The 26,773-nt window shown below is 67.0% G+C and carries 24 protein-coding genes; 9 read left to right on the plus strand and 15 right to left on the minus strand.

From position 1 onward, the window contains the following. The first annotated feature begins 42 nt into the window (after positions 1-42). Complete coding sequence (locus ACMUOY_RS13170; RefSeq protein ID WP_413893181.1) at positions 43-1,728, plus strand: serine hydrolase; 1,686 nt, start codon at positions 43-45, stop codon at positions 1,726-1,728. A gap of 19 nt (positions 1,729-1,747) precedes the next feature. On the opposite strand, the gene ACMUOY_RS13175 is transcribed toward ACMUOY_RS13170, so the two are convergent. From ACMUOY_RS13175 to tsaE, 8 genes are all read right to left on the minus strand, one after another. Then, positions 1,748-2,395 (minus strand): ABC transporter ATP-binding protein, encoded by a 648-nt coding sequence (locus ACMUOY_RS13175; RefSeq protein WP_413893182.1) that lies wholly within the window; start codon positions 2,393-2,395, stop codon positions 1,748-1,750. Next, on the minus strand, positions 2,392-3,372 hold the full coding sequence (miaA, locus tag ACMUOY_RS13180; RefSeq protein ID WP_413893183.1) for a tRNA (adenosine(37)-N6)-dimethylallyltransferase: 981 nt from the start codon (positions 3,370-3,372) through the stop codon (positions 2,392-2,394). The genes ACMUOY_RS13175 and miaA overlap by 4 nt, the downstream gene beginning before the upstream one ends. A 1-nt stretch (position 3,373) precedes the next feature. Further along, positions 3,374-4,624, minus strand: a complete 1,251-nt coding sequence (locus ACMUOY_RS13185; RefSeq protein ID WP_413893184.1) for a multidrug effflux MFS transporter — start codon at positions 4,622-4,624, stop codon at positions 3,374-3,376. A 290-nt stretch (positions 4,625-4,914) separates the two neighbouring features. After that, positions 4,915-8,091: an efflux RND transporter permease subunit gene (locus ACMUOY_RS13190; protein WP_413893185.1), complete on the minus strand. Its 3,177-nt coding sequence runs from the start codon at positions 8,089-8,091 to the stop codon at positions 4,915-4,917. Positions 8,092-8,100: 9 nt separating this feature from the next. Continuing rightward, positions 8,101-9,363, minus strand: coding sequence for an efflux RND transporter periplasmic adaptor subunit (locus tag ACMUOY_RS13195; protein ID WP_413893186.1), 1,263 nt, complete (start codon positions 9,361-9,363; stop codon positions 8,101-8,103). A 302-nt stretch (positions 9,364-9,665) separates the two neighbouring features. After that, a complete protein-coding gene (locus tag ACMUOY_RS13200) occupies positions 9,666-11,345 on the minus strand; it encodes an AMP-binding protein (RefSeq protein ID WP_413893187.1) in 1,680 nt (559 codons plus the stop codon). Between the two features lie 298 nt (positions 11,346-11,643). Beyond that, on the minus strand, positions 11,644-13,173 hold the full coding sequence (locus ACMUOY_RS13205) for an N-acetylmuramoyl-L-alanine amidase (RefSeq protein ID WP_413893188.1): 1,530 nt from the start codon (positions 13,171-13,173) through the stop codon (positions 11,644-11,646). Next, positions 13,170-13,682: a tRNA (adenosine(37)-N6)-threonylcarbamoyltransferase complex ATPase subunit type 1 TsaE gene (tsaE, locus tag ACMUOY_RS13210; RefSeq protein WP_413893243.1), complete on the minus strand. Its 513-nt coding sequence runs from the start codon at positions 13,680-13,682 to the stop codon at positions 13,170-13,172. The genes ACMUOY_RS13205 and tsaE overlap by 4 nt, the downstream gene beginning before the upstream one ends. On the opposite strand from tsaE, the gene queG reads away from it, so the two are divergent. The 4 genes from queG to ACMUOY_RS13230 are packed head-to-tail and all read left to right on the plus strand — an operon-like array spanning position 13,662 to position 17,277. Further along, positions 13,662-14,777: a tRNA epoxyqueuosine(34) reductase QueG gene (gene queG, locus ACMUOY_RS13215; RefSeq protein ID WP_413893189.1), complete on the plus strand. Its 1,116-nt coding sequence runs from the start codon at positions 13,662-13,664 to the stop codon at positions 14,775-14,777. The genes tsaE and queG overlap by 21 nt on opposite strands. A 4-nt stretch (positions 14,778-14,781) precedes the next feature. Then, positions 14,782-15,567 carry an MlaE family ABC transporter permease gene (locus ACMUOY_RS13220; RefSeq protein WP_413893190.1) on the plus strand — a complete coding sequence of 262 codons (786 nt, stop codon included), beginning with the start codon at positions 14,782-14,784 and terminating at the stop codon, positions 15,565-15,567. 19 nt (positions 15,568-15,586) lie between these two features. Further along, positions 15,587-16,537, plus strand: a complete 951-nt coding sequence (locus tag ACMUOY_RS13225) for an MlaD family protein (protein WP_413893191.1) — start codon at positions 15,587-15,589, stop codon at positions 16,535-16,537. Continuing rightward, on the plus strand, positions 16,534-17,277 hold the full coding sequence (locus ACMUOY_RS13230) for a hypothetical protein (protein WP_413893192.1): 744 nt from the start codon (positions 16,534-16,536) through the stop codon (positions 17,275-17,277). Before ACMUOY_RS13225 ends, ACMUOY_RS13230 begins: the two co-directional genes overlap by 4 nt. A gap of 10 nt (positions 17,278-17,287) precedes the next feature. Here ACMUOY_RS13230 and ACMUOY_RS13235 read toward each other — a convergent pair whose 3' ends face one another. Next, on the minus strand, positions 17,288-18,199 hold the full coding sequence (locus ACMUOY_RS13235) for an AEC family transporter (RefSeq protein WP_413893193.1): 912 nt from the start codon (positions 18,197-18,199) through the stop codon (positions 17,288-17,290). Positions 18,200-18,321: 122 nt separating this feature from the next. On the opposite strand from ACMUOY_RS13235, the gene ACMUOY_RS13240 reads away from it, so the two are divergent. After that, the gene (locus ACMUOY_RS13240; RefSeq protein ID WP_413893194.1) at positions 18,322-19,287 is read left to right on the plus strand and encodes a tripartite tricarboxylate transporter substrate binding protein BugE; all 966 of its coding nucleotides are present in this window, start codon (positions 18,322-18,324) and stop codon (positions 19,285-19,287) included. A 73-nt stretch (positions 19,288-19,360) separates the two neighbouring features. Then, on the plus strand, positions 19,361-20,269 hold the full coding sequence (gene xerD / locus ACMUOY_RS13245; RefSeq protein ID WP_413893195.1) for a site-specific tyrosine recombinase XerD: 909 nt from the start codon (positions 19,361-19,363) through the stop codon (positions 20,267-20,269). A 16-nt stretch (positions 20,270-20,285) separates the two neighbouring features. On the opposite strand, the gene ACMUOY_RS13250 is transcribed toward xerD, so the two are convergent. Beyond that, on the minus strand, positions 20,286-21,089 hold the full coding sequence (locus ACMUOY_RS13250; protein WP_413893196.1) for a class I SAM-dependent methyltransferase: 804 nt from the start codon (positions 21,087-21,089) through the stop codon (positions 20,286-20,288). A gap of 114 nt (positions 21,090-21,203) precedes the next feature. Next, a complete protein-coding gene (locus tag ACMUOY_RS13255; RefSeq protein WP_413893197.1) occupies positions 21,204-21,998 on the minus strand; it encodes a ferritin-like domain-containing protein in 795 nt (264 codons plus the stop codon). A 43-nt stretch (positions 21,999-22,041) separates the two neighbouring features. Between ACMUOY_RS13255 and ACMUOY_RS13260 the strand changes: the two genes are divergently transcribed. Together ACMUOY_RS13260 and ACMUOY_RS13265 are read left to right on the plus strand one after the other, a co-directional pair. Next, positions 22,042-22,566, plus strand: a complete 525-nt coding sequence (locus ACMUOY_RS13260; RefSeq protein WP_413893198.1) for a gamma carbonic anhydrase family protein — start codon at positions 22,042-22,044, stop codon at positions 22,564-22,566. A gap of 65 nt (positions 22,567-22,631) precedes the next feature. After that, complete coding sequence (locus ACMUOY_RS13265; RefSeq protein ID WP_413893199.1) at positions 22,632-23,690, plus strand: Hsp33 family molecular chaperone HslO; 1,059 nt, start codon at positions 22,632-22,634, stop codon at positions 23,688-23,690. Here the strand turns inward: ACMUOY_RS13265 and ACMUOY_RS13270 are convergent. The 4 genes from ACMUOY_RS13270 to eno form a co-directional block, all read right to left on the minus strand. Continuing rightward, positions 23,684-24,388: an AAA family ATPase gene (locus ACMUOY_RS13270; protein WP_413893200.1), complete on the minus strand. Its 705-nt coding sequence runs from the start codon at positions 24,386-24,388 to the stop codon at positions 23,684-23,686. The two genes, ACMUOY_RS13265 and ACMUOY_RS13270, sit on opposite strands and share 7 nt — an antisense overlap. A gap of 12 nt (positions 24,389-24,400) precedes the next feature. Continuing rightward, a complete protein-coding gene (gene pnuC / locus ACMUOY_RS13275) occupies positions 24,401-24,991 on the minus strand; it encodes a nicotinamide riboside transporter PnuC (protein ID WP_413893201.1) in 591 nt (196 codons plus the stop codon). 87 nt (positions 24,992-25,078) lie between these two features. Next, positions 25,079-25,354, minus strand: coding sequence for a septum formation initiator family protein (locus ACMUOY_RS13280; RefSeq protein WP_413893202.1), 276 nt, complete (start codon positions 25,352-25,354; stop codon positions 25,079-25,081). A gap of 117 nt (positions 25,355-25,471) precedes the next feature. Beyond that, the gene (gene eno, locus ACMUOY_RS13285) at positions 25,472-26,755 is read right to left on the minus strand and encodes a phosphopyruvate hydratase (protein WP_413893203.1); all 1,284 of its coding nucleotides are present in this window, start codon (positions 26,753-26,755) and stop codon (positions 25,472-25,474) included. Positions 26,756-26,773: the final 18 nt, after the last annotated feature.

The following is a 26,773-nucleotide window of genomic DNA, read 5'->3' on the forward strand; positions in this document are numbered from 1 at the left end:
CGCTCTGGCATCATTCCGGCTTCCATGTCGCCAGGGTGCGTGATGCCTGTTCAAAGCCGGATTCGCGGGTTCTTCTTGTGCGTGTCGGTGCTGGCGCTGGGCCTGACCGGCCTGGGGCCGGTCGCGTGGGCGCAGCCCTTGAGCCTGGCCAGCGACCCGGCCGTGATGGCGCGCGTGGCGCTGGGCGAGCTGAAGCACGGCCAGGCGGCGGTGGGTGTCTGGCGTGACGGAAAGGCCCACGAAGCGCGGGTGCAGTCGGGCGACGCGACCCCAGCGGCGGCGCCTGGATCCGGCGCGCCGCCGCTGTTCGAGATCGGCTCCATCAGCAAGGTGTTCACCGGGCTGCTGCTGGCGCAGGCGGTGGAGCGCGGCGATCTGGGCCTTGACGACCGGCTGGGCGACGTGCTCGCTGGCAAAGTGGCTTTCAGCTCGCCTGCTGTCGCGTCGATCACGCTGCGCCAGCTGGTCACCCACAGCTCCTGCCTGCCGCGCCTGCCGCCGGATTTCCGCGAGGCCGGCCCACCCGAGAGCCCGTACCGCCGCTACGACCGGCCCCGGATGTGGGCCGCGCTGGCATCCCTGCAACTGACGCAGGCACCCCCGTGCGAGGCCAGCTACAGCAACCTGGGCTTCGGCCTGCTGGGCGAAATCCTGTCGGAGCGTTATGGCAAGCCCTGGAGCGAACTGGTGCGCGAGCGCATCACGGCACCGCTGGGCATGACCGACACCCTGCAGCATCTGGGCGAGCAGGCGCCGCGCCTGGCCCCGGGGTTTGACGGCCGCCAGCCCACCACGCCCTGGGACATGCAGGCCTTCGCCGGGGCGGGCGCCTTGCGCTCCACCGTGCCCGACCTGCTGCGTTTCAGCCGGGCCGTGCTGGCCGGCCGAAACGGGCCGCTGGGCCCGGCGGCCGAACGCATGCTGACGCCGCTGGGGCGCATCGACACGGGCGAGATCGGCTACGGCGTCTGGATTCGGGGGCCGAAGGAGCGGCGCAGCTATTTCCATGAAGGCTGGACCAGCGGCTACCGCTCGGTCTGGATGGTCCTGCCCGAGACGCAGGAGGCATTTGTGCTGCTCACCAGCAATGGCCAGGCCCAGCCCTGGCGGGTGCGCAATGCCATTGCGGGCAGCTATTACCCGGTGGTGGCGTCACCCTTCACGCTCCCGGCGGATCAGCTGACGCCCTACGCGGGCCTCTACCGCTCCAGCGTGGGCGGCACCCTCACCGTGGTGGCACAGGACGGCGTGCTGTACCGACGGCCCGTCAACGTGGCCTTTCGCGCCCTGACGCCGGCCGGCCCGGATCGCTTCGTGGATCAGGAGCAGGGCCTGAGCTACCAGTTCACGCGCCAAAACGGCCAGCCGGCTGCGGCCACGGTCACCCAGGGCGGTGGCGAGCAGACGCTGACACGCATCGAGGTCCGCGCGCCGGCGCTGGCCGTGCTGCCGGATGCCGTGGCGGCCGGCTATGCCGGGCGCTTCGTCGCCCAACGCGTTTTCGGCGCCGACCTGGTGTTGGACGTGCGCGCGGCCGACGGCCAGCTGGCGGTGCAGTCCGGCAATTTCCCTCGCGTGCCGGTGTTCCCCGTGCCGGGGCGGCCGGACCGGTTTGCCTACGAGGTGGTCAAGGCCGAGTTGCAGTTCGAGCGCGACGCCGGCGGCCGGGTGGTGGCGCTGGTGCTGCACCAGAACGGCGAGCACCGGGCCGTGCGCGCCACCGACTGATCGGTGCCGATCGGCCCGCTCAAGCGCGGATGCCGTCTGCCGTCAGGTGCAGCACCCGGTCGGCGCGCGCGGCGGCGGCCTCCGAATGGGTGACCAGCACCACCGAGGTACCGTGGCGGCGCACCTGATCGACCAGCACGTCCATGACCTTCAGCGCCGTGGTCGGGTCGAGGTTGCCCGTGGGCTCGTCGGCCAGCAGCAAGGTGGGGCGGTGGATCAGCGCGCGCGCGATGGCCACGCGCTGCAGCTGGCCGCCGCTGAGCTGTTGCGGCAGCCGCGCGCCGAGGCCGCCCAGGCCCACGGCGTCCAGCATCTGTGCCACGCGCGCGTCGTCGTGCACGTTCAGCAGCATGAGCGGCAGCGCCACGTTCTGGGCCACGTCCAGGTGCGGCAGCACGTGAAAGGCCTGGAACACGAAGCCGACGTGCTGGCGCCGCCAGAGTGCGCGGGCGTCGTCGCCGAGGGCGCCGATGTCCACCCCATCCAGCGTGACCGTGCCCTCGTTCCAGTCGTCCAGCGCGGCCATGCAGTTCAGCAGCGTCGACTTGCCGACACCGGATTCGCCCACGATGGCGACGAACTCACCGGGCGCCACGCTGAGCGAGACGTTGGCAAACACCGCGGTGTCGCCGTAGCGCTTGGTGAGGTGGGTGACGACGAGGCTCATGGGTGGGCGCCTTGCGCGACGAGTTGATCGACCTGGTCCAGCACCTGCGCCAGCGCATCGGGGTGGTCGCAGGGCACGATCCGCCGCGCCGGCATGGAACGCAACCAGGTGATCTGCCGCTTGGCGAGCTGCCGCGTGGCGTTGATGCCCAGTTCGCGCAGCCGTTCCACCGGAAAGGGCGCGTCGCCGGTCTGTGCATCGAGCAGCTCCCAGGCCTGGCGGTAGCCCACGCAGCGCATGGACGGCAGATCGGCGTGCAGGTCGCCGCGCGCGCGCAGCCGCCGGACCTCGTCCAGCAGGCCCGCCTGCAGCATGGCGTCGAAACGCTGGGCGATGCGCGCGTGCAGCCAGGCCCGATCGGCAGGTTCCAGGGAAATCAGCGGCATTCCCGGCGTGGAATGGTCATCAGCTGCTATGGATTTTGGGCTGTGAAACGACGACAGCGGTCGCCCGCTGATTCGGTGCACCTCCAGCGCCCGCTGGATGCGCTGCGAGTCGTTAGGCGCCAGGCGCGCGGCCGTGGCCGGGTCCACGCGCGCCAGCTCGGCGTGCATCGCGGGCCAGCCTTTCTCCCGCGCCTCGGCGTCCAGCTCTGCCCGTACGGCGGGGTCGGCCGGGGGCATGTCGTCCAGGCCCTGGGTCAGCGCCTTGAAATACAGCATGGTGCCGCCCACCAGCAGCGGCAGCCGCCCGCGCGCGCGGATTTCGCCGATCAGGCGGCGCGCATCCAGCACGAATTCGGCAGCGCTGTAGGCCTGCCGGGGGTCGCGGATGTCGATCAGGTGGTGCGGGACGGCGGCGAGTTCGGCTGTCGAGGGCTTGGCGGTGCCGATGTCCATGCCGCGGTACACCAGCGCCGAATCGACGCTGATGATCTCCACGTCGTGGCGTTGCGCGATCGCCAGCGCGGCCGCCGTCTTGCCGCTGGCCGTGGGGCCGGCCAGGCCGATGGCGCCACTTGCAGCCAGGTCCTGCATGTCAGTGCCGGGGGGTGTGCCCGTGCCGCTGCACCAGCGTCCAGGCGGACAGCGTGATCAGCACACTCCAGAACCAGATCCCATAGACCATGGGAAACACCGTGCCGTCCATGTGCGCACCGAGCCAGCCGCCCATGGCGAACGCCGCCACCATCATCAGGAAGCCGTTGAGCGCGGACGCGGTGCCCGCCGCCTGCGGAAACGGCCCGATGGCGCCACTTTGCCCGCAGGGCTGGTGCGCCCCGTGGCCCAGCATGAACAGGTAGAACGGCCCCACGATGGCCCAGGGGCCGTACCAGGCGCTGGTCGAGCCGACCATCGCCAGCACCGCCATCAGCGTGCCGCCGGTGATCGTCAGCACCCCCGCCAGCGCCACGGTGCGTCGCACGCCCAGGCTCAGCAGCAGCCGCCGGCAGATGAAGGTGCCAACGATGTAGGACAGCGACATGGAGAACATCAACAGCCCGTAGCGCGTCTTGCTCAGGCCCAGCACCTTGATGAAGACGAAAGACGAGGTCGCCAGAAAGGTGAACAGCCCGCCATACGATGCGGCCGACAGCGCGGAGAAGGCCAGAAAGGTCGGATGGCGCAGGATGAGCCCCCAGGTCTTCGCGAGAGAGGCCGGGTGGAGCGCGCGCCGGTTGGCGGGGGGCACGGTCTCTTCGAAGCGCAACGCGATCAGCGCCAGCGTGGCGGCGCCAAACACGGCCACGCCCAGCAGCGTGGCGCGCCAGCCGAACAGGTCGGACAGCAGGCCACCCAGCGGCGCGCTGGCGCAGGCGATCACGCCCAGGCCGCTCAGGCCCTTGGACATGGCCCGTGCCGCATCCACCGGCTGATACAGGTCACGCACCACCGCGCGCGCACCCATCACGCCCGCGCCCATCGCCGCGCCCTGCACGGTGCGCCAGACGATCAGCAGGTCCATCGACGCGGCCAGCGCGCTGCCCACCGAGGCGGCCACGTAGGCCACCATGCCCCACAGCAGCACCGGGCGGCGGCCGAAACGGTCGGACAGCGGCCCCCAGACCAGCTGGGACAGGCCGAACGAAAGCAGCAGGGCGGTCAGGGTGAGCTGGGCCTGTGCCATCGAGGCGCCGAATCCCTCGGTCAGCGCGGGCAGCGCCGGCAGGTACAGATCGGTGGTGACCGGCTGCAACCCCAGCAGCAGGGACAGCAGCAGCACGATCAGGCCCGGCGACATGGCCGATGCGGCGGCCGTCTTTGCCGGGGCGCGGGAGGTGGGAGGCATCCAGCAGAGCGTATCAGATGGGCAGGATGGGTCGGATCGCCGCCGACGGATGGCATCCTCATTACATTTTGAACCGTGGTCCTGGCGTCGGGGTTCCTAACCAGAAGCGTTTTGAATGGCCGGTCAAAGTGCCGACCGCCTGCGGTGTCATCTGTCCTTCGAAGTCGGAGGCGGGAAGGATCTTCGAAAAGGAAACTTATACGGGAAAAGAGTGGTTTGAATCTTCCTTGTGGATATGCATGGCCAAACTGTCTTACAACACATTTAAGAAAGGAACATCCATCCCTTCCTCAAGTCGCGCTGCGCGCGGATGAGGCGGTTGGCGCTTGCCGAATGCCCGCCACACGGCGCTTGAACAGGTTCTTGAAATCATCGATGTATGTGAACACCGCCGGCACCACCAGCAGGCTCAGCAGCGTCGAGGTGATCAGGCCGCCGATCACGGCGATGGCCATGGGCGAACGAAAGCTCGGGTCGGCGCCCCAGCCCAGGGCCAATGGCAGCATGCCGGCGCCCATGGCGATGGAGGTCATCACGATCGGGCGGCTGCGTTTGTGACAGGCGTCCACCAGCGCATCGAAGCGCCCCAAGGGTGCCACGGTGGGCTGCCCGTCGGGGCCCAGGTGGCCTTCTCGCGCCAGGATAGCGTAGTCCACCAGCAAGATCGAGTTCTTGGTGACGATGCCCATGAGCATGATCAAACCGATCATCGAAGGCATCGACAACGCGCGCCCAGTGAGCAGCAGGGCCACGAACGCTCCTCCCGCGCTCAAGGGGAGCGCAGCGAGGATCGTGACCGGCTGCATGAAGTCGTGGAACAGCAGCACCAGCACACCGTAGATGCACAGCACGCCAATCAGCATGGCAATGCCGAAACTGGCAAACAAGGCTTGCATTTCCTGGGCATCGCCCAGTTCGGCAATGCTGACGCCGGGCGGCAGATTCCTCAGGCTGGGGAGGGCGCGGGCTTCCTCGTTCAGGTCGCCGAGCTGGCGGCGGCCGAGCTCCACGTCCAGCGTCACGTTGCGGCTGCGGTTGAGCCGGTCAATCTGGGCCGGGCCGCTCTCCATGCTCAGCGTGGCCACGGTGCCCAGCATCACCGGCCCGTTCTTGCCGGGCACCGTCAGGCGCTCGAGTGTGGCCAGATCGGCGCGAACGGCGTCCGGCAGCTTGACGCGGATCGGTACCTGGCGTTCGCTCAGGTTCAGCTTGGGCAGGCTGGTGTCGTAGTCGCCTGCGGTGGCTACGCGCACGGTTTCGCCGATGGCGGCCGCCGTCACGCCGAGGTCGGCGGCGCGCGCGCTGTCGGGGCGCACGATGATCTCCGGGCGCACCAGGGAGGCGCTGGAGCTGATGTTGCCCACGCCCTGCAAGGTGCGCAGTTCGCGTTCGACCTTCTGAGCGCTGGCCAGCAGCGCGACCGGGTCGTCGCTCTTGAGCACGAGCTGCATCTTCACGCCCGAGTCCGGCGGGCCGACCGTGAAGCGTGCGCCGGGGATGTCCAGCATCTTGTTGCGCAGCTGGGTCTCGATATCGGCCATGGAGGCGCTGCGGTCGTTGCGGTGGCTGGTCGTGAGTGTGAGCACGGCTCGGCGTGCCTCGGCGGCTGCGCCGGGCGCGAAGGCATCCCCGCTGGAGCCGCCGCCGATCGAGCTGAACACGCCCTTGATCTCCGAGATGGTCATGGCCGCGACGCGCGCCTGTTCGGCCACGGCGCGGGTCTCGGCCAGAGTACTGCCGGGGGGCAGTTCGATGGTGATCTGGGTCTGACCGCGGTCCGCCGCCGGTACGAAGCCGGTCGGCAGCAGCGGCACCAGCGAGATCGAGCCCAGGAAGAACACCGCAGCACCCGACATGGTGATGGCGCGGTGCCGCAGGCACCAGCGCATGGTCGCCATGTAGCGCGCCATGAGCCAGCCGTCGGGTGCCTCGTGATACGCCGCCTTGGGGTCGGCGTGCGCGGCGTTCTTGTGCGGCTTCAGGATGTAGGCCGCCATCATGGGTGTCAGCAGGCGCGCCACCACCAGCGAGGCCAGGATGGCCAGCACGGCGGTCCAGCCGAACTGCTTGAAGAACAGGCCGGGGATACCACCCATGAAGGCAGTGGGCAGAAACACTGCGACCAGCGCGAAGGTGGTGGCGATCACCGCCATGCCGATTTCGTCGGCCGCGTCCATCGCCGCCTGATAGGGCGACTTGCCCATGCGCAGATGGCGCTCGATGTTCTCGATCTCGACAATGGCATCGTCCACCAGCACGCCGACCACCAGGGCCAGCGACAGCAGGGTGACGGTGTTGAGCGTGTAGCCAAAATAGTGCAGCCCCAGGAAGGTGGGAATGGCCGACAGCGGCAAGGCGGCGGCGGCCACCAGCGTGGCGCGCCAGTCGCGCAGGAACCACCACACCACGAGGATCGCCAGCAGCGCGCCTTCGTACAGCAATTCCATCGAGCCCTGGAAATTCTCCGCCACGGGTTGCGCGTTATCGATCACCGGCGTGAGCACCACCTCGGGATGGGCCGCCTGCAGCTGGCCCACGGCGGCGCGCACGCCGCGGGCCACGTCCACTTCGCCGGCGCCCTTGGTGCGGAAGATCTCGAATCCAACCACCGGTCGACCGTCCTGGGTGGCAACGGAGCGCGGCTCGGCCACGGTGTCGAGCACGGTGGCGACCTGGCCCAGCCGGATGTGGCGGCCGTCGGCCAGCGGGATGTCCAGGCGCGCCAGTTCGGCGGCGGTCTTCACCGTGGCGATGGTGCGCACCGACTGCTCGGCGCCGCTGACATCCCCGCGGCCGCCCGGCGCTTCCTGTTGAACCAGCCTGAGCCGGCGCGACACATCGATCGCGGCCACCCGCAGGGCCGCCATCTTGTCGGCATCGAGTTCGATCCGGACTTCGCGGCTCACGCCCCCCATGCGCTTCACTGCACCCACGCCCGGCACGCTCAGAAGTCGCTTGGCGACCGTGTTGTCGACGAACCAGCTCAGGGCCTGGTCATCCAGGCGTGTTGCGCGGCCGCTGGACACCGGGGCAGCGGCGGCGGTGAAGGTCATCACCACCCGTCCTGCGGTCGATGCCTTCGTCACCGAGGGGTCGCGCACATCCGCAGGCAGGTCGGCCCGCACGCGGGCCACGGCGTCGCGCACGTCGTTGACCGCCTCCGCGATGGGCTTTTCGAGGATGAACTCCACGGTAACCGTCACGTCGCCGTCCAGCACCTTGGTATAGATGTTCTTGACGCCCTGCAACGTGGCCACCGAATCCTCGATCTTGCGGGCGACTTCCGTCTCCAGCTGCGCTGGTGCGGCGCCCGAAAGCGTGGCGCTGACGGTGACGATGGGCAGTTCGATGTCAGGGAAGTCCTGCACCACGCTGGCGCGATACGACAGAATGCCTGCCAGCGTCAGCAGCACAAACAGCATGATGGCCGGAATCGGGTGCTTGATGGAGAGGGCGGAGAAGTTCACACCGGATCCTCAGGGCTTGGCTGCAGGAGCTGCGGGTGCCAAGGCCGGCGGAGCGGCGGTAGCGGCGGTAGCGGCGGGTGCGGGCGCTGGTGCCACCTTGACCAGGTCGCCTTCGTTCAGGAAGCCGGCCCCCGTGGCAATCACCACGGCGTCCGCCCCGATGCCATCCAGCAGTTCGACCCGATCACCCACCCTGCGCCCCAGTTCCACCTTGATCTGGCTCACCCGCTGGTCGGCGTTCAGGCGGAACACGTAGCTGAAGCCGTCGCGCACCACCACGGCCTGCTGAGGCACGGTCAAGGCGCTGGAGCGGCCCAGTTCGAACTCGCCGCGGGCGAACATGCCGGGCAGTGCGCCCTGAGGTGCATCGGCGACGGCGCTGGAGGCTGCCGCGCGAGCAGGCGCTGGCCGGACGGACTGCATGGGCATCGGCGGCAGGTCCACATACACCAGGCCGGCGCGGGTCTGGGGATCCACGGTGGGTGCCACCATGCGCACCCGGCCGTCGAGCCGCGCACCGTTGGCCGCGACGACAGCGACCGGCGTGCCTGCCGCGATGCGGGCCAGTTCCGTAGAGGTCATCTCGGCGCGCCATTCGAGGCGTCCCAGGCGGATCAGGCGAAACAGCTCCGTCCCGCTGGGAACGACCGCACCGACCGTCGCGCTGCGCGCGGAGATGATGCCCGCGTCAGGCGCCAGCACCTGCGTGTTCTTCAGGCGCAGCAGCTGGGCCGCCAGCACCGCCTTGGCCGACTCCACGCGCGCCAGGGCGGTCTGCTCGGCGGCCAGGTACTGGCTGATCTGCTGTCCGCTGAAGGTGCCTGTGTTCAGCAGGGTGCGGACGCGGTTGGCGTTGGCGGTGGCCTCGGTCGCCTGGGCGCCGGTTTCGGCGACGCCGGCACGGGCCTGGGCCACATCGGCCTGCACGCTGTCGTCGGCAAAGCGCGCCAGTGCCTGACCGCGCTGGACCACGTCGCCCACGTTCACCAGCACCTCGGCCAGGCGCAGACCATTGCTTTCGGTGCCGACACTGGCTTCCTGCCAGGCAGCGATGTTGCCATTGGCGCTAAGCTTGATCGGCAACTGGGTTGCGACGGGCTGGGTGGTGGTCACCGTCAATGCGGCTCGCGCCGCAGCGTTCGTTCCCTTCGTGGGCGTATCGCCCGCCTTGTCCGGTGCGCTGGTGCGATGGATGTACACGCCAAGCACAGTGGCGACGACCGCCACCACGGCGAGAGCGATGGCAACAGATTTCAATCGGGAGGCGTTCATGGCGGGCGACTGGGTGTTCGGGTGTCAAGGGCCTGGACCCGACCGCCCGGACCGCAGGTCACCGTGACACCGCCCCGTCCTGAGGCGGGGTGATTCATGGTCCCTGGGGTCCTGGCCGGCGCAGGCGCAAGCGCAAGCGCTGAATCATGGCATGTTCGCAAAACAGCTGCATGCCGGGGCCCTGATGGTAAACGCGCCGCAATGAGGCGAAAAAAAACCTGGACCCATCGTTGGGTCCAGGCCGTTCATGCTTTGGCTTCAGAAGCGGGCCATCGGCGATCTGCCGGGGCCCGCGCCGGCAATCAAACCCAGTGGACAGCGCCCTTCTTGCCGTACCAGGCGTCGAGCTGGGGCTCCACAGCCGACTCGATGCGGGCGCGACGGATCTTCATGGTGGGGGTCAGGTAGCCGTTCTCGACGGTCCACGGTTCCGGCGCGACCACGATCATCTGCAGTTTTTCGTAGTCGGCCAGCTGCTTGTTGACCTCCTTGAGCAACTGCGAGAGCTCCGCATCCACTTTGGCCTTGACGGCGGGATCCTTGACCTTGGGCCGCAGATCCTCGGCCAGCACCACCATGGCATAGGCGGCGACCTGGCCGACACCGGAGACCAGCGTCAGCTCCACCATCGGGTGCGCATTGATCATGTTCTCGATCGGGGCGGGCGCCACGTACTTGCCTTTGGCGGTCTTGAACAGCTCCTTGACACGGCCGGTGATCTTGAGCAGGCCGTCCTTGCGCCGCTCGCCACGGTCGCCCGTGCGGAAGTAGCCGTCGTCGGTGAAGGCTTCGGCCGTGAGGTCCGGGCGCTTGAAGTAGCCGGTCATGGCCCCGGGCGACTTGATCAGGATTTCGCCTTCGTCACTTATGCGCACCTTGACGCCGGCCAGCGGCACGCCCACGCAACCGGGCTCGTTGATGGCCTCGGTGGAGTTGTGCGAATAGGCGAAGTCCTCGGTCATCGCATAGCCTTCGATCAGGTTCAGGCCCAGGCGACGGTACCAGGCGATCAGGTCGGCCGGGATCGGTGCCGAGCCGCTGCCGGCCAGCAGCGCCTGATCCAGACCCAGGCCCTTGAGCACCTTGCGGCCGACGATGCGGCCCAGGATGGGGATGCTGAGCAGGCGGTCCAGCTTCTTGGGCGGCATCTTGGTGAACACGCCCTGCTGGAACTTCAGCCACAGACGAGGCACCGAGATGAAGGTGGTGGGGCGCGCCCGATTCAGGTCGGCCAGGAAGGTGTCCAGCGTCTCCGCGAAGTACACGTGGGTGTTTCCATCAACCAGCGACGCGCTTTCCACCCAGGCGCGCTCAAAGACGTGCGCCAGGGGCAGGTAGGACATGATGCGGTTCTCGGGCAGGTTGCCGACGCGGGACTTGATGTCGGCCGTGATGCCTTCACTGGCCCGGGTGATGTTCTCGAAGCAGTGCATCACGCCCTTGGGCTGGCCGGTGGAGCCCGAGGTGTAGATGATCATCGCGGTGTCGTCCGGGGCGCGCGCGGGGCGTCCGCCCATGGGTTCGGTCCGTGAGGCGATCGAATCCCAGGTGTCGTAGTCGGTGCGCGGGGCCAGCGGGAAAGCGATGCGCGGCAGGCCGGCGGGTACGCCTGGCTCCTGCTGGTTCCAGGTGTCCAGCTTGCCGACGAACAGCAGACTGGCTTCGCTGTGCTCCAGCACGTAGTTCACGGTTTCGGCGGTTTCGGTCGGGAAAATGGCGACGGTGGTGTAGCCGGCCATCCAGATGGCCAATTCGGCCATGAAGAAATGCGCGCAGTTCTTGGACAGGATGGCGATGCGCGCGCCGGGTTCGAAATTGCGGCTCTTGAGGTAGGCCGCCATGCGCCGGGACTGGTCCAGCGTCTGCTTCCAGGTGTAATCGGTGACCTTGCCTTGGCCCAGTGGCTGGGTCAGATAGACCTTGTCGGGCTGCGAGGCCTCGTGGTCGTAGACATAGTCAAGGATGAGTTTGTTTTTTGCCATGAAAGGTCCTTAAGCAATACGCCGGTCTGGCGCGTCGCGGGCCACTGTGCCTCAGAAGGACGGCTTCGGGTTAGGGGGGGTTCCCCAACGACGGCGGGCGGCTTCGTGCCCTGGAAAGGCCGGTTCAAGGGTATCCTGCCTGAACTGAGAGTTTCCCTTCGCCGGATGGACTTGGTGTGCTATGAAAAGAGGACTTCCGCGGTCAACATGTGGCCGGCGTTGCCCTTGGCAGGGCGGGTATCCGGCCTGGAGCCGAGCCGTTCGATGCCATCCCAGCGGCCGGCCAGAACCTGGTGGCCTATACCGGGCGGTTTCGCGCCAGAGGCGGATTGCGCGCGAAATAGGCCTGAATCCCTTTCATCAGCGCGTCGGCCAGGGCCTCCTGGTAGGCCTCGCTGCGCAGCTTGACCTCTTCTTCGGGGTTGCTGATGAAGGCGGTTTCCACCAGCACGCTCGGGATGTCAGGGGCTTTCAGTACCGCAAAGCCCGCCTGCTCGACGCCGGGCTTGTGCAGACGCCCGATCTGGCCGATCTCGCGCAGCATCGCGCCACCCAGCCTCAGGCTGTCATTGATCTGGGCGGTCGTGCTCATGTCGAACAGCGCCCGCTTCAGGTGCGGGTCGCTGGCCTGAATGTTGACGCCGCCGATCAGGTCGGCCTTGTTTTCCTGGCTGGCCATCCAGCGCGCGGCGGCGCTCGAGGCCGCGCCCTGACTGAGGGCAAACACGCTGGCACCACGGGCCTGCGGTGTGAAAAAAGCATCGGCGTGGATGCTGACGAACAGGTCGGCCTGCACCCGCTGGGCCTTTTGCACGCGAACCTGCAGCGGGACGAAGAAGTCCGCATCCCGGGTGAGATAGGCGCGCATCGGGCTACCCTTGAGTGTGGTGGCGTTGATCCGCTCCCGCAGGCGGTGCGCAATCTGCAGCACCACGTCTTTTTCACGGGTGCCGCCTGGACCGATGGCGCCGGGGTCTTCGCCGCCATGGCCGGGGTCGAGCGCGACGATGATCAGGCGCTCGGTGGGCCCGTCCAGCACGGATTTTGAGCTTTTTTCGACGTTTCTCATCGTCGGACGGCCATGTCCAGCTATCAAATCGGGAGCTGACGATTCTGCCGGCAGGAGCTCGGGGTAGCGGCGGGTGCTCGGTGAGGGGGGGGCGGGCCCAGGCGCCGGCGCTGCAGCCGCCCCGATGCGCCCGGACTGTCGAGCGATCAGTTCACCCAGCGGATCGGTCACCACAGGCGGCTGCGGTGCATTCGCGTTTGTTGCGCCCACAGAGGTGACTGGCACGGGGGCTGGGGCGGAAGGGCCGGCCGGCGGACGTGCGGCCTCGGTGGGCCGGCTTTCGCGAAGGCGCTCGGCGATCAGCGCCTCCAGCGGATCGGGTGCCTGGGCGGGGTAGAGGTCGAAGACCAGCCGGTCGCGGTAGGCTGCTACCGGAGGCAGGTTGAACACCTGCGGATGGATGGGTCGCTTCAGGTCCACCACCAGGCGCACCACACCCGGCGCATACTGGCCCACCCGGATGCCGGCGATGTTGGGGTCATCGGCCTGCACCTTCGCGACCAGCTCGCGCAGCGCCGGACTCAGTTCGAGGTCTTCGATGTCCACCACCAGTCTCGCGGGCGCGGTGATGAAAGAGTGGCGGGTCTTCAGCGGCCCCGCGGATTCGATCGTCACGCGGGAATAGTCGGGCGCCGGCCAGACCCGGACCGCAAGGATGGTCGCTGCATGGGCCCGATGGCGCACGCCCAGGAGCAAGGCCAGGGCGCCCGTCTGCAGCAGGCTGCGGCGTTGCAGCAGGCCGGATGGCGGCCGCTTCATGGGATGGCATCCTTCAGCAAGGCCTCGCCGGTGGCGGTCCGGGGCCTGCAGGTCACAAGGCGGCTCTCGTCCGCCTGGGTTTGGATGTGCACTTCGAGGTCGGCCACCGGCAGCACGTCGGTGGCTCTTTCCGGCCATTCGGCCAGCTTCAGGCCAGCGCTGGCAAACAGGTCGCGAAAGCCCGCTTCCTCCCATTCGCGCGGATCGTCGAAGCGGTAGAAGTCGAAATGCCAGATGGCCAGACCATCGGCCTCATGCGGTTCGACGACGGCATAGGTCGGGCTCTTGATGCGGCCGCTCACGCCCAACGCGCGCAGCAGGTGGCGCACCAGCGTGGTCTTGCCCGCGCCGAGGTCGCCATGCAGTTCGATGAACGCATTGCGCACGGCCGCACTTGCCGCGAGGCGGCGCGCAAAGGCCGCTGTGTCGTCCTCGCTCCGCCAGGCCACGGTGACGCCGGGCGCGGGGACGCTTCCTACAATGGGCGGGTGACGTTCAACAGCGCTCAGATCGATCCTCATCAGTTGGTGGCCCGGGTTCGGCAATGGGCCGGTGAGTTGGGATTTTCCCAAATTGGCGTGGCGGGCGTGGATTTGTCTTCTGCCGAGCCAGGTTTGATGCAATGGCTGGCCGCAGGGTTCCACGGCAGCATGGACTATATGGCGGCGCACGGGCTGAAGCGGGCGCGCCCTGCCGAACTGGTGCCGGGCACGGTCAGCGTGATCACGGCGCGAATGGATTACCTCCCGCGCGCGAGCGGCGAAGGCTGGCAGGCGATCGAGCTGTCGCGGCTGCGCAGGGCCGGAGAAGGGACCGTCTCGCTCTATGCCCGCGGTCGGGACTACCACAAGGTGGTGCGCGCGCGTCTGCAGAAGCTGCAGGACCGCATGGCCGAGTCCGTCGGCCCGTTCGGGCACCGGGTCTTTGCCGATTCAGCGCCGGTGCTGGAAGCGGAACTGGCCGCGCGCAGTGGCCAGGGCTGGCGCGGCAAGCACACCTTGATCCTGAGCCGGGAGGCGGGCTCGCTGTTTTTTCTCGGCGAGATCTATGTCGATCTGGCTCTGCCGGCCAGTGCACCCGCGGTCGCACACTGCGGGAGCTGCCAGGCCTGCATCGATCTTTGCCCCACGCAGGCGATCATCGCGCCCCACCGGCTTGATGCGCGGCGATGCATCTCCTACCTGACCATCGAGCATGCCGGCTCGATCCCTGTGGACCTGCGCCCGCTGATCGGCAACCGCATCTACGGTTGCGACGATTGCCAGCTGGTCTGCCCCTGGAACAAATTTGCCCGCCGCAGCACCCTGGCCGACTTCGACGAGCGTGCCGGCCTGAACGCGCAGCCGCTGGCGCACTTGCTGGGCTGGAGCGAGGCAGAGTTCCTGCGCATCACCGAAGGCAGCCCGATCCGGCGCATCGGCCATGCGCGCTGGCTGCGCAATGTGGCGGTGGCATTGGGCAACGCCCTGCGTGCAGCGGCCCCGGGCTTCTGTGCCGAAACAGCACGCGCCGCGCTGGCGGGGCGGCTCGACCACCCGGATGCACTGGTCCGCGAACACGTGACATGGGCGCTGTCGCAAGGCGCGGATGCGCCGCTATCATGAGAGCATGAGCGCCGTAAGTCCCCTGCAGACCTGGCAGCCGGCACTTCGCAGCCGGTGGCAGGCCCTGGTGCGCAACCTGAACACGTCCGCGCTCCTTCTGAGCATGATGCTGTCGCCGTCGAGCTACCGGGGCGCGGGGCGCGCGGCGGTGGCGCGCCACCTGTATCTTGGAACGGCACCCATGCTGCCCTGGTTCACCCTTTTTGTGGCGATGGCCAGTCTGGTGTTGATCCGCATCGTGGTGGTCACGGCCGCCAGCTACGGACTTTCACAGTACGCTCTGGAGACCGTGATTCGGGTGCTGGTTCTGGAACTGATCCCGCTGACGTCGGCACTCTTCGTGGCGGTGAACGTCACCTTGCCCGGTGGGGTGGTGTTGTCGAGGCAAGTGGCGCGGCGCGAGCCCGAGACAGGCACCGGTGCGCTGGTGCTGGAGGCGATGCCGCGCGCACTGGCCGGGATGTTTGCAGTGCTCACGCTCGCCGTCGTCAGCTGCGTGGTTGCATTGGTGCTGGCCTACCTGGTGGTGCACGGACCGACGCACCAGGCATTCGACTCCTACACCCGAAAGGTCGGCCAGGTCTTCAATCCGGCCGTCACGCTGATCTTCGTCCTGAAGACGCTGTTTTTCAGCCTGGCCGTATCGCTGATCCCCACCGTGTCCGGCATGAACCGGGAGCCGGCTTCTTCCAGGCGGTCCGACCTGCCTGAAGTTCAGGGATTGATGCGCATGTTCCTGCTCATCCTGCTGATCGAGGTGGTCTCGCTGGTGGGCAACTATTACTACTGAACGCGAGTCCCGAGCGCCCATGTCCGTTGACCCTGCCGCATCCCAACCCCGACTGGAATTCCGCGCGGCCATGCTGGTCGTTGCGGTGCTGCTGCTGATTGCGGCGTCGGTGGGCTATCTGCTGTATGCACGGGGTGTCTTCGAGCGGACCCAGACGCTGGTGCTGATCGCGGACGATTCCGAAGGCGTGGCGGTCGGCATGGACATGACCTTCTCGGGCTTTGCGCTCGGGCGGGTCAGCCAGATCGCACTGGCACCGGATGGCAACGCCCGCATTGTCGTGCAGGTGCCGCGCAAAGATGCCCATTGGCTGCGGACGTCGAGTGTCTTCACGATGGAACGGGGCATGGTTGGCGGCACCCGCATTCGCGCCTACAGCGGCATCCTCACGGATCCGCCACTGCCCGATGGAGCCGAACGCGTGCTGCTGCGCGGTGACGCCACGGCCGAGATCCCGCGCCTTATGAACGCCGTGCGTGAACTGCTGGCCAACCTGCAGGTGATGACCGCGGCCGACTCGCCGCTCAATGCCAGCCTGGCCAATGTGGGCAATGTGACGGCCCAGTTGCGCGGCCCGCGCGGGGCGCTGGGGCTGCTCATGGGCAACGAGGCCGATGCCCGCAAGCTGATCACCACGCTGGACCGCACCAACGCCCTGCTGGCGCGGTTTGACGATCTTGCCGCCAAGGCGGATACCCAGGTTTTCGGAGAGCAAGGCGTGATGCCGGCAACCCGGGCCACCGTCGCGCAGCTCAATGGTTTGCTGGCCGATGCACGGCTCAGCCTAAAGAAGGTGGACGCGGTGTTGCTGGAGGCGCAGGCCGTAGCGGCGAACGCCCGCGAAGGCACGTCGGATCTGGCGGCCTTGCGCGCCGAAGTTGATGCCAGCCTGCGCAAGGTGGAGCACCTGGTGAACGAGATCAACCGCAAATGGCCTTTTGCCCGCGACCCGGAAATCAAACTGCCATGAATGCGCCTATCAGGTTTGCGCGGCGGCTTCGCCTCTGGATGCTGGGGGCGGTCATGGCCTTGTTGCTGGGTGCCTGCGCCAGCCAGCCCCCGGTGCCAGACTGGAGGGTCAATGCGCAGGCGGCGTCCGAGCGCGCAACATCGGCCTACCTGGCCGGCAACACGAGGGTCGCGAACCTGGAATTTGATCGCATGCGCAAGGAAGTCGCGCGCACGGGCGATGCGGGCCTGATGGCGCGGGCCGAGTTGCTGCGCTGTTCCACCCAGGTTGCCAGTCTGGTGTTCGAGCCCTGCTCCGGGTTCGAGGCGTTGCGCGCGGATGCAGCGGCTCCCGAGATTGCCTACGCGAACTACCTGGCCGGGCGGTTGCAGCCGCAGGAGCTCACCCTGTTGCCGAGCGCCCAGCAACCCGCTGCCCAGCGCCTGCTGCAGGGTGGGGCGATCAGTTCGGGCGATGCAGCCCTTCTGCCCGTGATGGATCAGCCGTTGCCTCGCCTGGTGGCCGCCGCGCTGTGGTTTCAAGCGGGGCAAGGGCACCCGGCCGTGATCACGCTGGCGGTGGACACCGCGTCGAGCCAAGGCTGGAGCCGCCCGCTCCTGGCCTGGCTGCAGGTGCAGGCCCGCCACGCTGAAAGCGCCGGTGACGCGGTCGAAGCCCGGCGCGTGCGCCGCCGCATCGAGCTGGTGCTGAACGGCGGCGCGCTGCCGCCCGCTGCGCCTTCGAAGCCCACCGCGCCCTGAAACGCGGGATTCACTGGTTTCGCAGCCAACCCAGCGCGAATGGCAGGCTGGCCATGCCCAGCAGGGTCGACAGCGTGACCAGTCCGGCCACATAGGCGCCGTTGTAGCCCATGCGCGCGGCCAGTACGTAGGCGCTGGAGGCCGTCGGCAGTGCGGAGAACGCCAGCAACACAGATGTCTGAACGCTCGACAGGCCGAACCACCGCGACAGCCCGAACGCGATCAGGGGCAGCAGGACATGCCGGATCGACAACACAGCCACGGCCAGCGTGCGTCCGCTCGCCAGCGATCCGAACTGCATGCCCGCGCCAGCCGCCATCAGCCCCAGAGCCAGGGAGGCTGCACCGATGCGTGTCACGGTGGGTTCAAGCCAGTGCGGCAATGAGAACCCCGCCAGGTTGACGGCCAGGCCGGACGCGGTCGCCAGGATCAGCGGGTTGCGCACCAGCTCGCGCAGGAATCCGCGCCGGGCATGGCGCGCCATCGGCCAGACTGCGGCCACGTTGAACAGCGGCACGCAGACGCCGATCAGGACCGCAATCATCTGCAGGCCCTGCGCGCCGGCCAGGCGATCGGCCAGCGCCAGCGCGATGAAGGAGTTGAAGCGAAACGCCACCTGCGCACTCGCCGCATGGTCGCGCCGGTCGATGTGCGTGCCGATCCAGGGCAGGTGGGGCAGCGCGTAAGCGAGCGCAATGCCGGTGACACCCATCGTCAGGCCCGCTCCGATCAGACTGGACGCGGCACCAAGGTCCAGCGGACTCTTCACGATGGAGTGAAACAGCAGGACAGGAAACAGGAAAAAGTACACCAGGCTCTCCACCGGCTCCCACACGGAACGGTTCAACGGCGTGTGCCGGCACAGGAGATACCCGCACAGAATCAGGGAAAAATCGGGGAAGAGAAGTTGCGCGTGGTTCACGGGTCGAGAATACCTTCAATCCGGCTGCGCTGCGGGTAAGCCCGTAGGGGACATCCGCCTGCACCAGAGACATTCATACGATTACGATCAGGCCTTCAATCGAGCAATTCAGGAGTATTTCTATGCATCGCCGTCAATGGATCGCGTTCACGGTGGCCGCGGCCGCCGCGGGTTCCGTCTTCGCACAGGGCTATCCGACCAAGGTTGTCAAACTGGTGGTTCCTTTTGCGCCCGGTGGCACGACCGACATCGTGGCCCGCGTGATTTCCGAGCCTCTGGGAAAAGCCATCGGGCAAAGCGTGATCGTCGAGAACAAGGCAGGCGGCGGCGGCGTGATCGGCGCCAATGAAACCGCCAAGGCCTCGCCGGACGGCTATTCACTGGGCATGGCCACGGTGTCGACCACGGCGGCCAACCCGGCGATCAACCCCAAGATCCCCTACAACCCGGTGACCGACTTCACCCCCATCATCAATATCGCCGCCACGCCCAATGTGATCGCGGTGCATCCGAGCTTTCCCGCCCGTGACTACCAGGGCTTCATTGCCGAACTGAAAAAGAACCCGGGAAAATACTCGTACTCGTCATCGGGGACCGGCGGCATTGGCCACCTGCAGACCGAGCTGTTCAAGAGCCTGGCGGGCGTGTTCATCACCCACATCCCCTATCGGGGCGCCGGCCCCGCGCTCAACGACACGGTAGCCGGCCAGGTGCCGATCATCTTCGACAACATGCCCTCGGCGCTGCCCTTCATCAACACCGGCAAGCTGATTCCGATCGTCGTGGCCGCGCCGCAGCGGCTGACCCAGTTGCCGAACGTGCCGACTTTCAAGGAGGTCGGCCTGGAGCCGGTGAACCGCATGGCCTACTACGGCATCTACGGACCCAAGGGCCTTCCGAAGGAGGTGGTTGACAAGATCAACGGCGGCGTGAAGAAGGCTCTGGAAGACCCGGCGGTGCGCAAGCGCATCGAGGACACGGGCTCGCTGATTGTGGCCAATACGCCCGATCAGTTTGCCGCGCAGATCAAAGCCGAATACGACGTCTACAAGAAAGTGGTGGACCAGTCCAAGCTCAAACTGGACTGATGGCCGCACTGGCCGCACCGCAGCCGCGACGGCCAGCCCCGCTCAAGCCCCCGCTGAGCCTGGATCCTCGCCCATGCCGGCTGACAGCGCTTCAAGCATCGACCGGTTCATCGACGCCCTCTGGCTGGAGGACGGCCTGTCTCCCAACACGCTCGCGGCGTACCGCAGGGACCTTGCCCTGTATGCCCTGTGGCTGGGCGACGAAGCCGGCCTGACGCTCGACGCCAGTGCCGAAATGCATCTTCAGCGTTACTTTTCGGCGCGCCATGACAGCACCCGGGCCACGTCCGCCAACCGGCGGCTCACGGTGTTCAAGCGCTACTTTCGGTGGGCGCTGCGAGAACACCTGATCGCCCAGGATCCCACGCTGAAGCTCCAGTCGGCCCGCCAGGCTTTGCGGGTGCCCAAGACCCTGACCGAGGCCCAGGTGGAGGCCTTGCTGGCTGCGCCCGACACGGCCACGGCGCTTGGCCAGCGCGACCGCACCATGCTGGAGCTGATGTACGCCAGTGGCCTGCGCGTGAGTGAACTGGTGGCGCTCACGTCCCTGAACCTTAGCCTCAATGAAGGCATCGTGCGGGTGCTGGGAAAGGGCCGCAAGGAACGGCTGGTCCCCTTCGGTGAGGTCGCTCGCGATTGGCTTCAGCGCTACCTGGCCGAGGCCCGTCCGTTGCTGCTGGCCGGGCGGCAGACCGAAGACCTGTTTGTCACCTCCAGCGGGCCCCATCCCGGCACCGCCATGTCGCGCGTGATGTTCTGGATGCTGGTCAGGCGCTATGCGGTGCAGGCCGGGATCACGGCCCCGTTGTCACCCCATACGCTGCGCCACGCGTTCGCCACCCACCTGCTCAACCATGGCGCTGACCTTCGCGCGGTCCAGATGTTGCTGGGCCACGCCGATATCTCCACGACCACGATCTACACCCACGTGGCGCGTGAGCGGCTGAAGTCGCTGCATGCGCAGCACCATCCGCGCGGGTGAGTCTGCGCGGGGCCGGTTATTGCGGTCCTTTCCGGGTGGCCACGATCACCTGGAAGTTGCCGAAGAAAACGGTGCGACGCTCGCAGCTGAACCCTTCCATGGCCTGCAGCTGCCTGACCGGATCGTGCGTATCCCACAAGGCCAGGCCGAGCGGTTCGAACACCTTGAAGTAGGTCCAGCTCAGCGCGCGCAGCACCCAGGGCTCCGGCCTGTGGAATTCGGCCAGATAGAGCTTGCCGCCCGGAGCCAGCACCCGGCAGGCCTCGCGCAGCGCTTCGCCCTTGAGTTCGTGCGGCAATTCGTGCAGCAGGAAGAAGATCACGTTGGCGTCGACCGAGCCGTCGGCCAGCGTCATGGCGGTGGCATTCTCTTCGATGTAGTCGACGCGCCCTGCAAAGGCGGGCAGCTTGGTTCTGGCGTGCTGCAGTTCGTTCAGGATGATGTCGGCGACAAGCACGCGCGAGGCGCCAGCGTCCGTCGAGGCCTGGACCACCCTTGGGATGACGTTGCCAAAGGCGCAGGATGTGATCAGCACCTTTTTCCCGCGAAGATCGGTCTGGCGCAGCCCGCTCGTGATGGCCGACACCAGGCGGTCGTACTGAAACAGCAGGATCGCGGCGATGATCGGCTGCCAGTCGACCAGCCGGATCAGGCGCATGTTCGAGTAGATCGGATAGACATGGGCCGCCGCGCTGTCGGCCTGGCCGGCGACCGTGCGCAGGATCAGGGCCCCGCGGGTGAGCGTGAAGAAGAACAGGGCGGTGCCCGCCAGAACGATGAACAAGACGGCGGTTGCGTACAGGAGCCAGGTGGGGAGCATCACATTCCTTTGAATTTCGAACGCAGCGCCGTTCAAGCTCTCACCGAACCGGCGCCTTCATGCAGTCCGATGGCGCCATTGTCTGCCCGCGCCCGGGCAGGAAATTGAGCGGAGTCAAGACCCCAGCAGATAGTCCAGTTCCTGCGCGCTGAAACCGGCCTGGCGCCGTGCGGTCTCGTTGAACGGAGGGCGCAGGCGCGGCGCGCGGTGCCGCTGCACCAGCACGCTGTAGTGGGCCACCGGATCCAAGCCGTCGCGCTCGCACAACCAGTGGTACCAGTGGTTGCCGATGGTGACGTGGCCAATCTCGTCGTGCAGGATGATGTCCAGCAGGTCGCAGGCCGTCAGCGCATCCGGCGTACCGACTTTGCGCAGGCGCGCCTGGATCAGCGGGGTGGCGTCCAGCCCGCGTGCCTCCAGCGTGCGGGGCACCAGGGCCATGCGGGCGACGATGTCAGTGCGGGTCTTCTCGCACATCTCCCACAGACCGTCGTGCGCGGTGAAGTCACCATAGTGGTGGCCCAGGCTCTGCAGGTGATCGTGCAACAGGGTGAAGTGCTGCGCTTCCTCGAACGCCACCCGCATCCAGTCGCGGTAGAAGTCGGCCGGCATCCCGGCAAAGCGCCAGACGGCATCGAGCGCGAGGTTGATGGCGTTGAACTCGATGTGGCAGATCGCATGGATCAGCGCGGCGCGGCCCGCCACGGTGAACGGCGAGCGCTGCGGCACCAGCGTGGGCGCAACCAGGCTCGGCTGCGCCGGTCGACCCGGCAGGCCAGGCGGCTCCGGGATGTCGTGGTTCGCTATTGAAAAAGAAGCGAACTGTGACCAGATGGCGCTGGACTGGTCTACTTTTCCCTGAATGTCTGAGGTCTGAAGCGCCCGCAGCGCTCGTTGGCGGAGTTCCATCCCTACAATTCTAGGTTTTGCACGACGCGCGACGAGGATTTTGATGGCGATCTATGCATTGGACGGGGTGGCGCCCCAGGTTGATCCCAGCGCCTGGGTGGCCGACAGCGCCCAAGTGATGGGCGCCGTGACGCTGGGCGCAGATGCCAGCATCTGGTTCGGCACGGTCGTTCGGGGCGACACGGAGACGATCACGATCGGCCGCGGCTCCAACATCCAGGACGGCAGTGTGATGCACGCCGATGTCGGAAAGCCGATCGTCGTGGGCAACCATGTCACCGTGGGGCACAAGGTGATGCTGCATGGGTGCACGATCGGCGACGAATCGCTGATCGGCATCGGTGCTGTTGTGCTCAACGGAGCGAAGATCGGGCGGAATTGCCTGGTCGGGGCTGGCGCCCTGGTGACCGAAGGAAAGGAATTCCCGGATGGTTCGATGATCATCGGCAGCCCGGCCAAGGCTGTGCGCCAGTTGACGCCCGAACAGATGGAGGGGTTGCGCTGGAGCGCGCGCCACTATGTCGCGAACGCCCGCCGCTTTCAGGCGGGTCTGCGCAAGATCGACTGATCACGGCGCCTCGCGAGCCGAACAGCGCGCGGTGTGCGCTCAGACTTCCAACCAGGTTCCCACGCGTGTCCGAACTCCACAAATTCATTTTTGACGGCCTGCCGGTGCGCGGCATGGTCGTACGCCTGACCGAAGCCTGGCAGGAAATCCTGCGCCGGCGCGCGGGCAACACAGCCACTGGCGCATACCCGCCGCCCGTGCGCGAACTGCTCGGAGAAATGGCGGCCGCCGGCGTGCTGATGCAAGGCAACATCAAGTTCAACGGAGCGCTGGTGCTTCAGATCTTCGGTGACGGGCCCATCAAGGTGGCCGTGGCCGAAGTGCAGCCGGACCTGAGCCTGCGCGCCACGGCGACGGTGGTGGGTGAAGTGCCGCACGCCGCTGCATTGAGCCAGATGGTGAACGTGAACAACCAGGGCCGCTGCGCGATCACGCTGGATCCGAAAGACCGCCTGCCGGGTCAGCAGGCCTACCAGGGTGTGGTGCCGCTGTTCGGCGACCGGCGCGAGCCTCTGGAGCAGCTGAGCGACGTGCTGGAGCACTACATGCTGCAGTCCGAGCAGCTCGACACCACGCTGGTGTTGGCCGCGGACGAGCAGGTGGCCGCCGGCCTGCTGATCCAGCGCCTGCCGGTGCAGGGCGCGAACAACCTGGGAGGGCGCGCAACGGCTGCCGGGTCAGACGCGACGCAGGCGGCACAGGGTCCGGGGTCGGATGCGTCGAGCCCTGTCGCCGACACGCGCGCCAACGAGGACGAGATTGGCCTGAACGAGCACTACAACCGCATCGCGATCCTGGCCAAGAGCCTGAAGAGGGAGGAGTTGCTGACGCTGGACGTGGACACCATCCTGCGCCGGCTGTTCTGGGAAGAGCCGGTGCTGCGCTTCGAGCCGCTGGCCGGCGAGACCGGTCCGCGCTTCGCCTGCAGCTGCAGCCGCGAGCGCGTCGGACGCATGATTCGCAGCCTGGGGGTGGAGGAGGCCGAAGGCATCCTGGCCGAGCGCGGGCACATCGAGGTGGGCTGCGATTTCTGCGGCCAGCAGTACCATTTCGACCCGGTCGATGCGGCGCAGATCTTCACTGCGCCAGGAGCCCAGCCGCCGGTTGGGCCGGTCGTTCACTGATCCTGATCGAGCGCCGGGTGAGCCGCGTCCTGGCGCATCAGAGCTGTGAACAGCCGATGTTCACAGGCCGGATCGCCACAGGTGGTGCAAAGACCGCTCCAAAGCGGCGTTTCATGATCTTTCTGGCCGTTTCCCAGCGTCAGCTGGTCAGTATTTGCTATTGAAGTGATAGCTTTTATCGCGTTTTCAAGTCGGCGCTCGTGCCGGCCGTAGATGACCTGCCAGCTCACGCCGGCTCGGGCCAACGCGGTGCGCAGCAGGGCGTCCACGGGCTCGCACACCTGCGGGCCGTCGCGCTGCAGGCCATCGGGCACCCAGGGCAGGTCCAGCCCGGTGACCAGCGTGGCGTCGTAGTGCCGCTGGTGGGCCAGGGCAAAGCCATAGAGAGTTTCATCGCCGAACAGCAGATGGCTGTACAGCGCGGTCATCAGCGGTGTGGTGTCCGCGATCACCACGTCTGCATCGAGTTGCCGGAGCACCCGAAGCGCCTGTTCCCGTGCGATCCCGACCTGCTCATCGGGCCGAGGCGTGCGCCCCTGGCGGTCGCACCACTCGCGCAGCACTTCCGGCACCACCGTCACGCGCAGCCCGTGTTGCTGCAGCCGAAGGCCCAGCGCCTGGGCCAGCTGTGTCTTGCCGGTGCTTTCGGCGCCGAGCAGGGCGATGCGTCGCGGGCGGGCCATGGGGGACATGTTCATGGCGGCTCTTCGTCAGAGCTTGCGCTGCCACGCGCGCCAGCCGACCACGCTCAGCGCCGTGAACAGCGCATAGAGCAGTGTCGTGAGCCAAAGGCCTTTCCAGGCAAACAGGCCCACGCTGACCACGTTGACCGCCAGCCAAATGGCCCAGTTTTCGATGTACTTGCGGCCCAGAAGGAACTGGCCGACGATGCTCACCGCGGTGGGGAAAGCATCCCACCACGGCACATCGCTGTCGGTATAGGTCTTCAGGAACAGCCCTGTGGCCGGCCAGAGCACGGCGCAGCTGGCGAGGGTCCACAGCCGAGCGGACCGCGTCAGGCGACTGATGGCAAGCGCGCTGCCGTCGTCGCGCCGCCCGCGCAGCCACTGTCCCCATCCCCACAGGGCTACCAGCGCGAAGAACACCTGCAGCGCCGCATCGCCATACAGCTTGTTCTGCCAGAACAGGGCCACATACAGGACCGAGCTGATCGCCGCCAACGGCCAGCCCCAATGGATCTCGCGGATGTTGCAGCCCACCATGGCAAGCGCCAGCACGAAGGCGACGATTTCGAGCCAGGTGGTGGGAGAACCCCACAAAACGAACGCTTCGGCAAACATGGACTCAGCGGTCGGTACGGGGACGAAGGTGCAGGGCAGTGAGGGGCATGTCGGGGCTCGACGGCGGCGGCCAAGGGCTGCGCGCGCCTAGCGGCCGATCTGCACAAAGACTTCGTTGGGCTTGACCATGCCCAGTTCGAGTCGCGCTTTTTCCTCGACCATCTCCAGCCCTTCCTGCAGGTCGCGCACCTCGGCTGCCAGGCGTTCGTTGGCCTGGCGCGCCTGCAGGTTGGCCGCTTTTTGGGCGTCCAGTTTCTGCTGCATTCGGGAAACGTCGGACACACTGCCACGGCCCACCCAAAGCTGCCCGTGGAAGAGCGCGAGCAGCAGGATGAGGATCAACGGGATGACGCGGTTTCCCATGGGCGGACGGAGGTTCATCAACCCGCAACGGTGAAGCCGGTCCGTTGTCCTGCGATAGCGCGGTGCCTCCTTCCGGAGTCACCGCGATGCGCAAGACCGAGGGCCGGCCGCATGGCTTCAGCGCAGGTTGTAGAAGGCGGCGCGGCCAGGATAGACCGCCACATCGCCCAGGTCCTCTTCGATGCGCAGCAGCTGGTTGTACTTGGCCATGCGGTCGCTGCGGCTCATCGAGCCGGTCTTGATCTGGCCCGCGTTCAGGCCCACGGCGATGTCGGCGATGGTCGAGTCTTCGGTCTCGCCCGAGCGGTGGCTGATCACGGCGGTGTAGCCGGCGCGCTTGGCCATCTCGATGGCGGAGATGGTCTCGCTCAGCGTGCCGATCTGGTTGATCTTGATGAGGATCGAGTTGGCAATGCCCTTGTCGATGCCTTCCTTCAGGATCTTGGTATTGGTCACGAAAAGGTCGTCACCCACGATCTGCACCGACTTGCCCAGGCGATCGGTCAGGATCTTCCAGCCGTCCCAGTCGCCTTCGGCCATGCCGTCCTCGATGCTGATGATGGGGTACTTGTCGACCCAGGTGGCCAGGATGTTGGTCCATTCCTCGGCCGAGAGGGTCAGGCCTTCACCTTCGAGGTGGTACTTGCCGTCCTTGTAGAACTCGCTGGCGGCGCAGTCCAGGCCGATGGCGATCTGCTCGCCGGCGGTGTAGCCGGCCTTGTCGATGGCTTCCAGAATCATCTGGATGGCGGCCTCGTGGCTGGCCACGCTGGGGGTGAAGCCACCCTCGTCACCGACTGCGGTGCTCATGCCCTTGTCGTGGATGATCTTCTTCAGGGCGTGGAACACCTCGGCGCCATAGCGCACCGCCTCGCGGAAGCTCGGGGCGCCCACAGGGATGATCATGAATTCCTGCAGGTCCAGGTTGTTGTTGGCGTGCGCACCGCCGTTGATGACGTTCATCATCGGCACCGGCAGCTGGTTGCCGTTCATGCCGCCGAAATAACGGTACAGCGGCAGACCGGATTCTTCCGCGGCGGCGCGGGCTACGGCCATCGAGACCGCCAGCATGGCGTTGGCGCCCAGGCGGCTTTTGTTTTCAGTGCCATCGAGGTCGATCAGGGTCTTGTCCAGAAAGGCCTGTTCGGACGCGTCCAGGCCCAGCACGGCTTCGGAGATTTCGGTGTTGATGTGCTCGACGGCCTTCAGCACGCCCTTGCCCAGGTAGCGGGCTTTGTCACCGTCGCGCAGCTCGATGGCTTCGCGCGAGCCAGTGGAGGCGCCCGAGGGCACGGCGGCACGGCCCATGACGCCGGATTCCAGCAGCACGTCGCACTCGACGGTGGGGTTGCCGCGGCTGTCGAGGATTTCACGCCCGACGATGTCAACAATAGCGCTCATGATTCCCTTTCGTTTTCA

Source organism: Candidatus Skiveiella danica (genome assembly GCF_022705245.1).
Lineage (GTDB): Bacteria > Pseudomonadota > Gammaproteobacteria > Burkholderiales > Burkholderiaceae_C > Skiveiella > Skiveiella danica.

Bases quoted from the DNA above. Each gene is read 5' to 3' on its own strand.
- pnuC (WP_413893201.1), bottom strand. From the start codon at position 24,991: ATGTTTGCCGAAGCGTTCGTTTTGTGGGGTTCTCCCACCACCTGGCTC.
- ACMUOY_RS13225 (WP_413893191.1), top strand. From the start codon at position 15,587: ATGTCCGTTGACCCTGCCGCATCCCAACCCCGACTGGAATTCCGCGCG.
- ACMUOY_RS13185 (WP_413893184.1), bottom strand. From the start codon at position 4,624: ATGCCTCCCACCTCCCGCGCCCCGGCAAAGACGGCCGCCGCATCGGCC.
- miaA (WP_413893183.1), bottom strand. From the start codon at position 3,372: ATGCAGGACCTGGCTGCAAGTGGCGCCATCGGCCTGGCCGGCCCCACG.
- ACMUOY_RS13270 (WP_413893200.1), bottom strand. From the start codon at position 24,388: ATGAACATGTCCCCCATGGCCCGCCCGCGACGCATCGCCCTGCTCGGC.
- ACMUOY_RS13220 (WP_413893190.1), top strand. From the start codon at position 14,782: ATGAGCGCCGTAAGTCCCCTGCAGACCTGGCAGCCGGCACTTCGCAGC.
- ACMUOY_RS13205 (WP_413893188.1), bottom strand. From the start codon at position 13,173: ATGAAGCGGCCGCCATCCGGCCTGCTGCAACGCCGCAGCCTGCTGCAG.
- ACMUOY_RS13175 (WP_413893182.1), bottom strand. From the start codon at position 2,395: ATGAGCCTCGTCGTCACCCACCTCACCAAGCGCTACGGCGACACCGCG.
- ACMUOY_RS13280 (WP_413893202.1), bottom strand. From the start codon at position 25,354: ATGGGAAACCGCGTCATCCCGTTGATCCTCATCCTGCTGCTCGCGCTC.
- ACMUOY_RS13240 (WP_413893194.1), top strand. From the start codon at position 18,322: ATGCATCGCCGTCAATGGATCGCGTTCACGGTGGCCGCGGCCGCCGCG.
- ACMUOY_RS13195 (WP_413893186.1), bottom strand. From the start codon at position 9,363: ATGAACGCCTCCCGATTGAAATCTGTTGCCATCGCTCTCGCCGTGGTG.
- ACMUOY_RS13170 (WP_413893181.1), top strand. From the start codon at position 43: ATGCCTGTTCAAAGCCGGATTCGCGGGTTCTTCTTGTGCGTGTCGGTG.
- eno (WP_413893203.1), bottom strand. From the start codon at position 26,755: ATGAGCGCTATTGTTGACATCGTCGGGCGTGAAATCCTCGACAGCCGC.
- ACMUOY_RS13250 (WP_413893196.1), bottom strand. From the start codon at position 21,089: ATGCTCCCCACCTGGCTCCTGTACGCAACCGCCGTCTTGTTCATCGTT.
- ACMUOY_RS13200 (WP_413893187.1), bottom strand. From the start codon at position 11,345: ATGGCAAAAAACAAACTCATCCTTGACTATGTCTACGACCACGAGGCC.
- ACMUOY_RS13260 (WP_413893198.1), top strand. From the start codon at position 22,042: ATGGCGATCTATGCATTGGACGGGGTGGCGCCCCAGGTTGATCCCAGC.
- ACMUOY_RS13230 (WP_413893192.1), top strand. From the start codon at position 16,534: ATGAATGCGCCTATCAGGTTTGCGCGGCGGCTTCGCCTCTGGATGCTG.
- ACMUOY_RS13255 (WP_413893197.1), bottom strand. From the start codon at position 21,998: ATGGAACTCCGCCAACGAGCGCTGCGGGCGCTTCAGACCTCAGACATT.
- xerD (WP_413893195.1), top strand. From the start codon at position 19,361: ATGCCGGCTGACAGCGCTTCAAGCATCGACCGGTTCATCGACGCCCTC.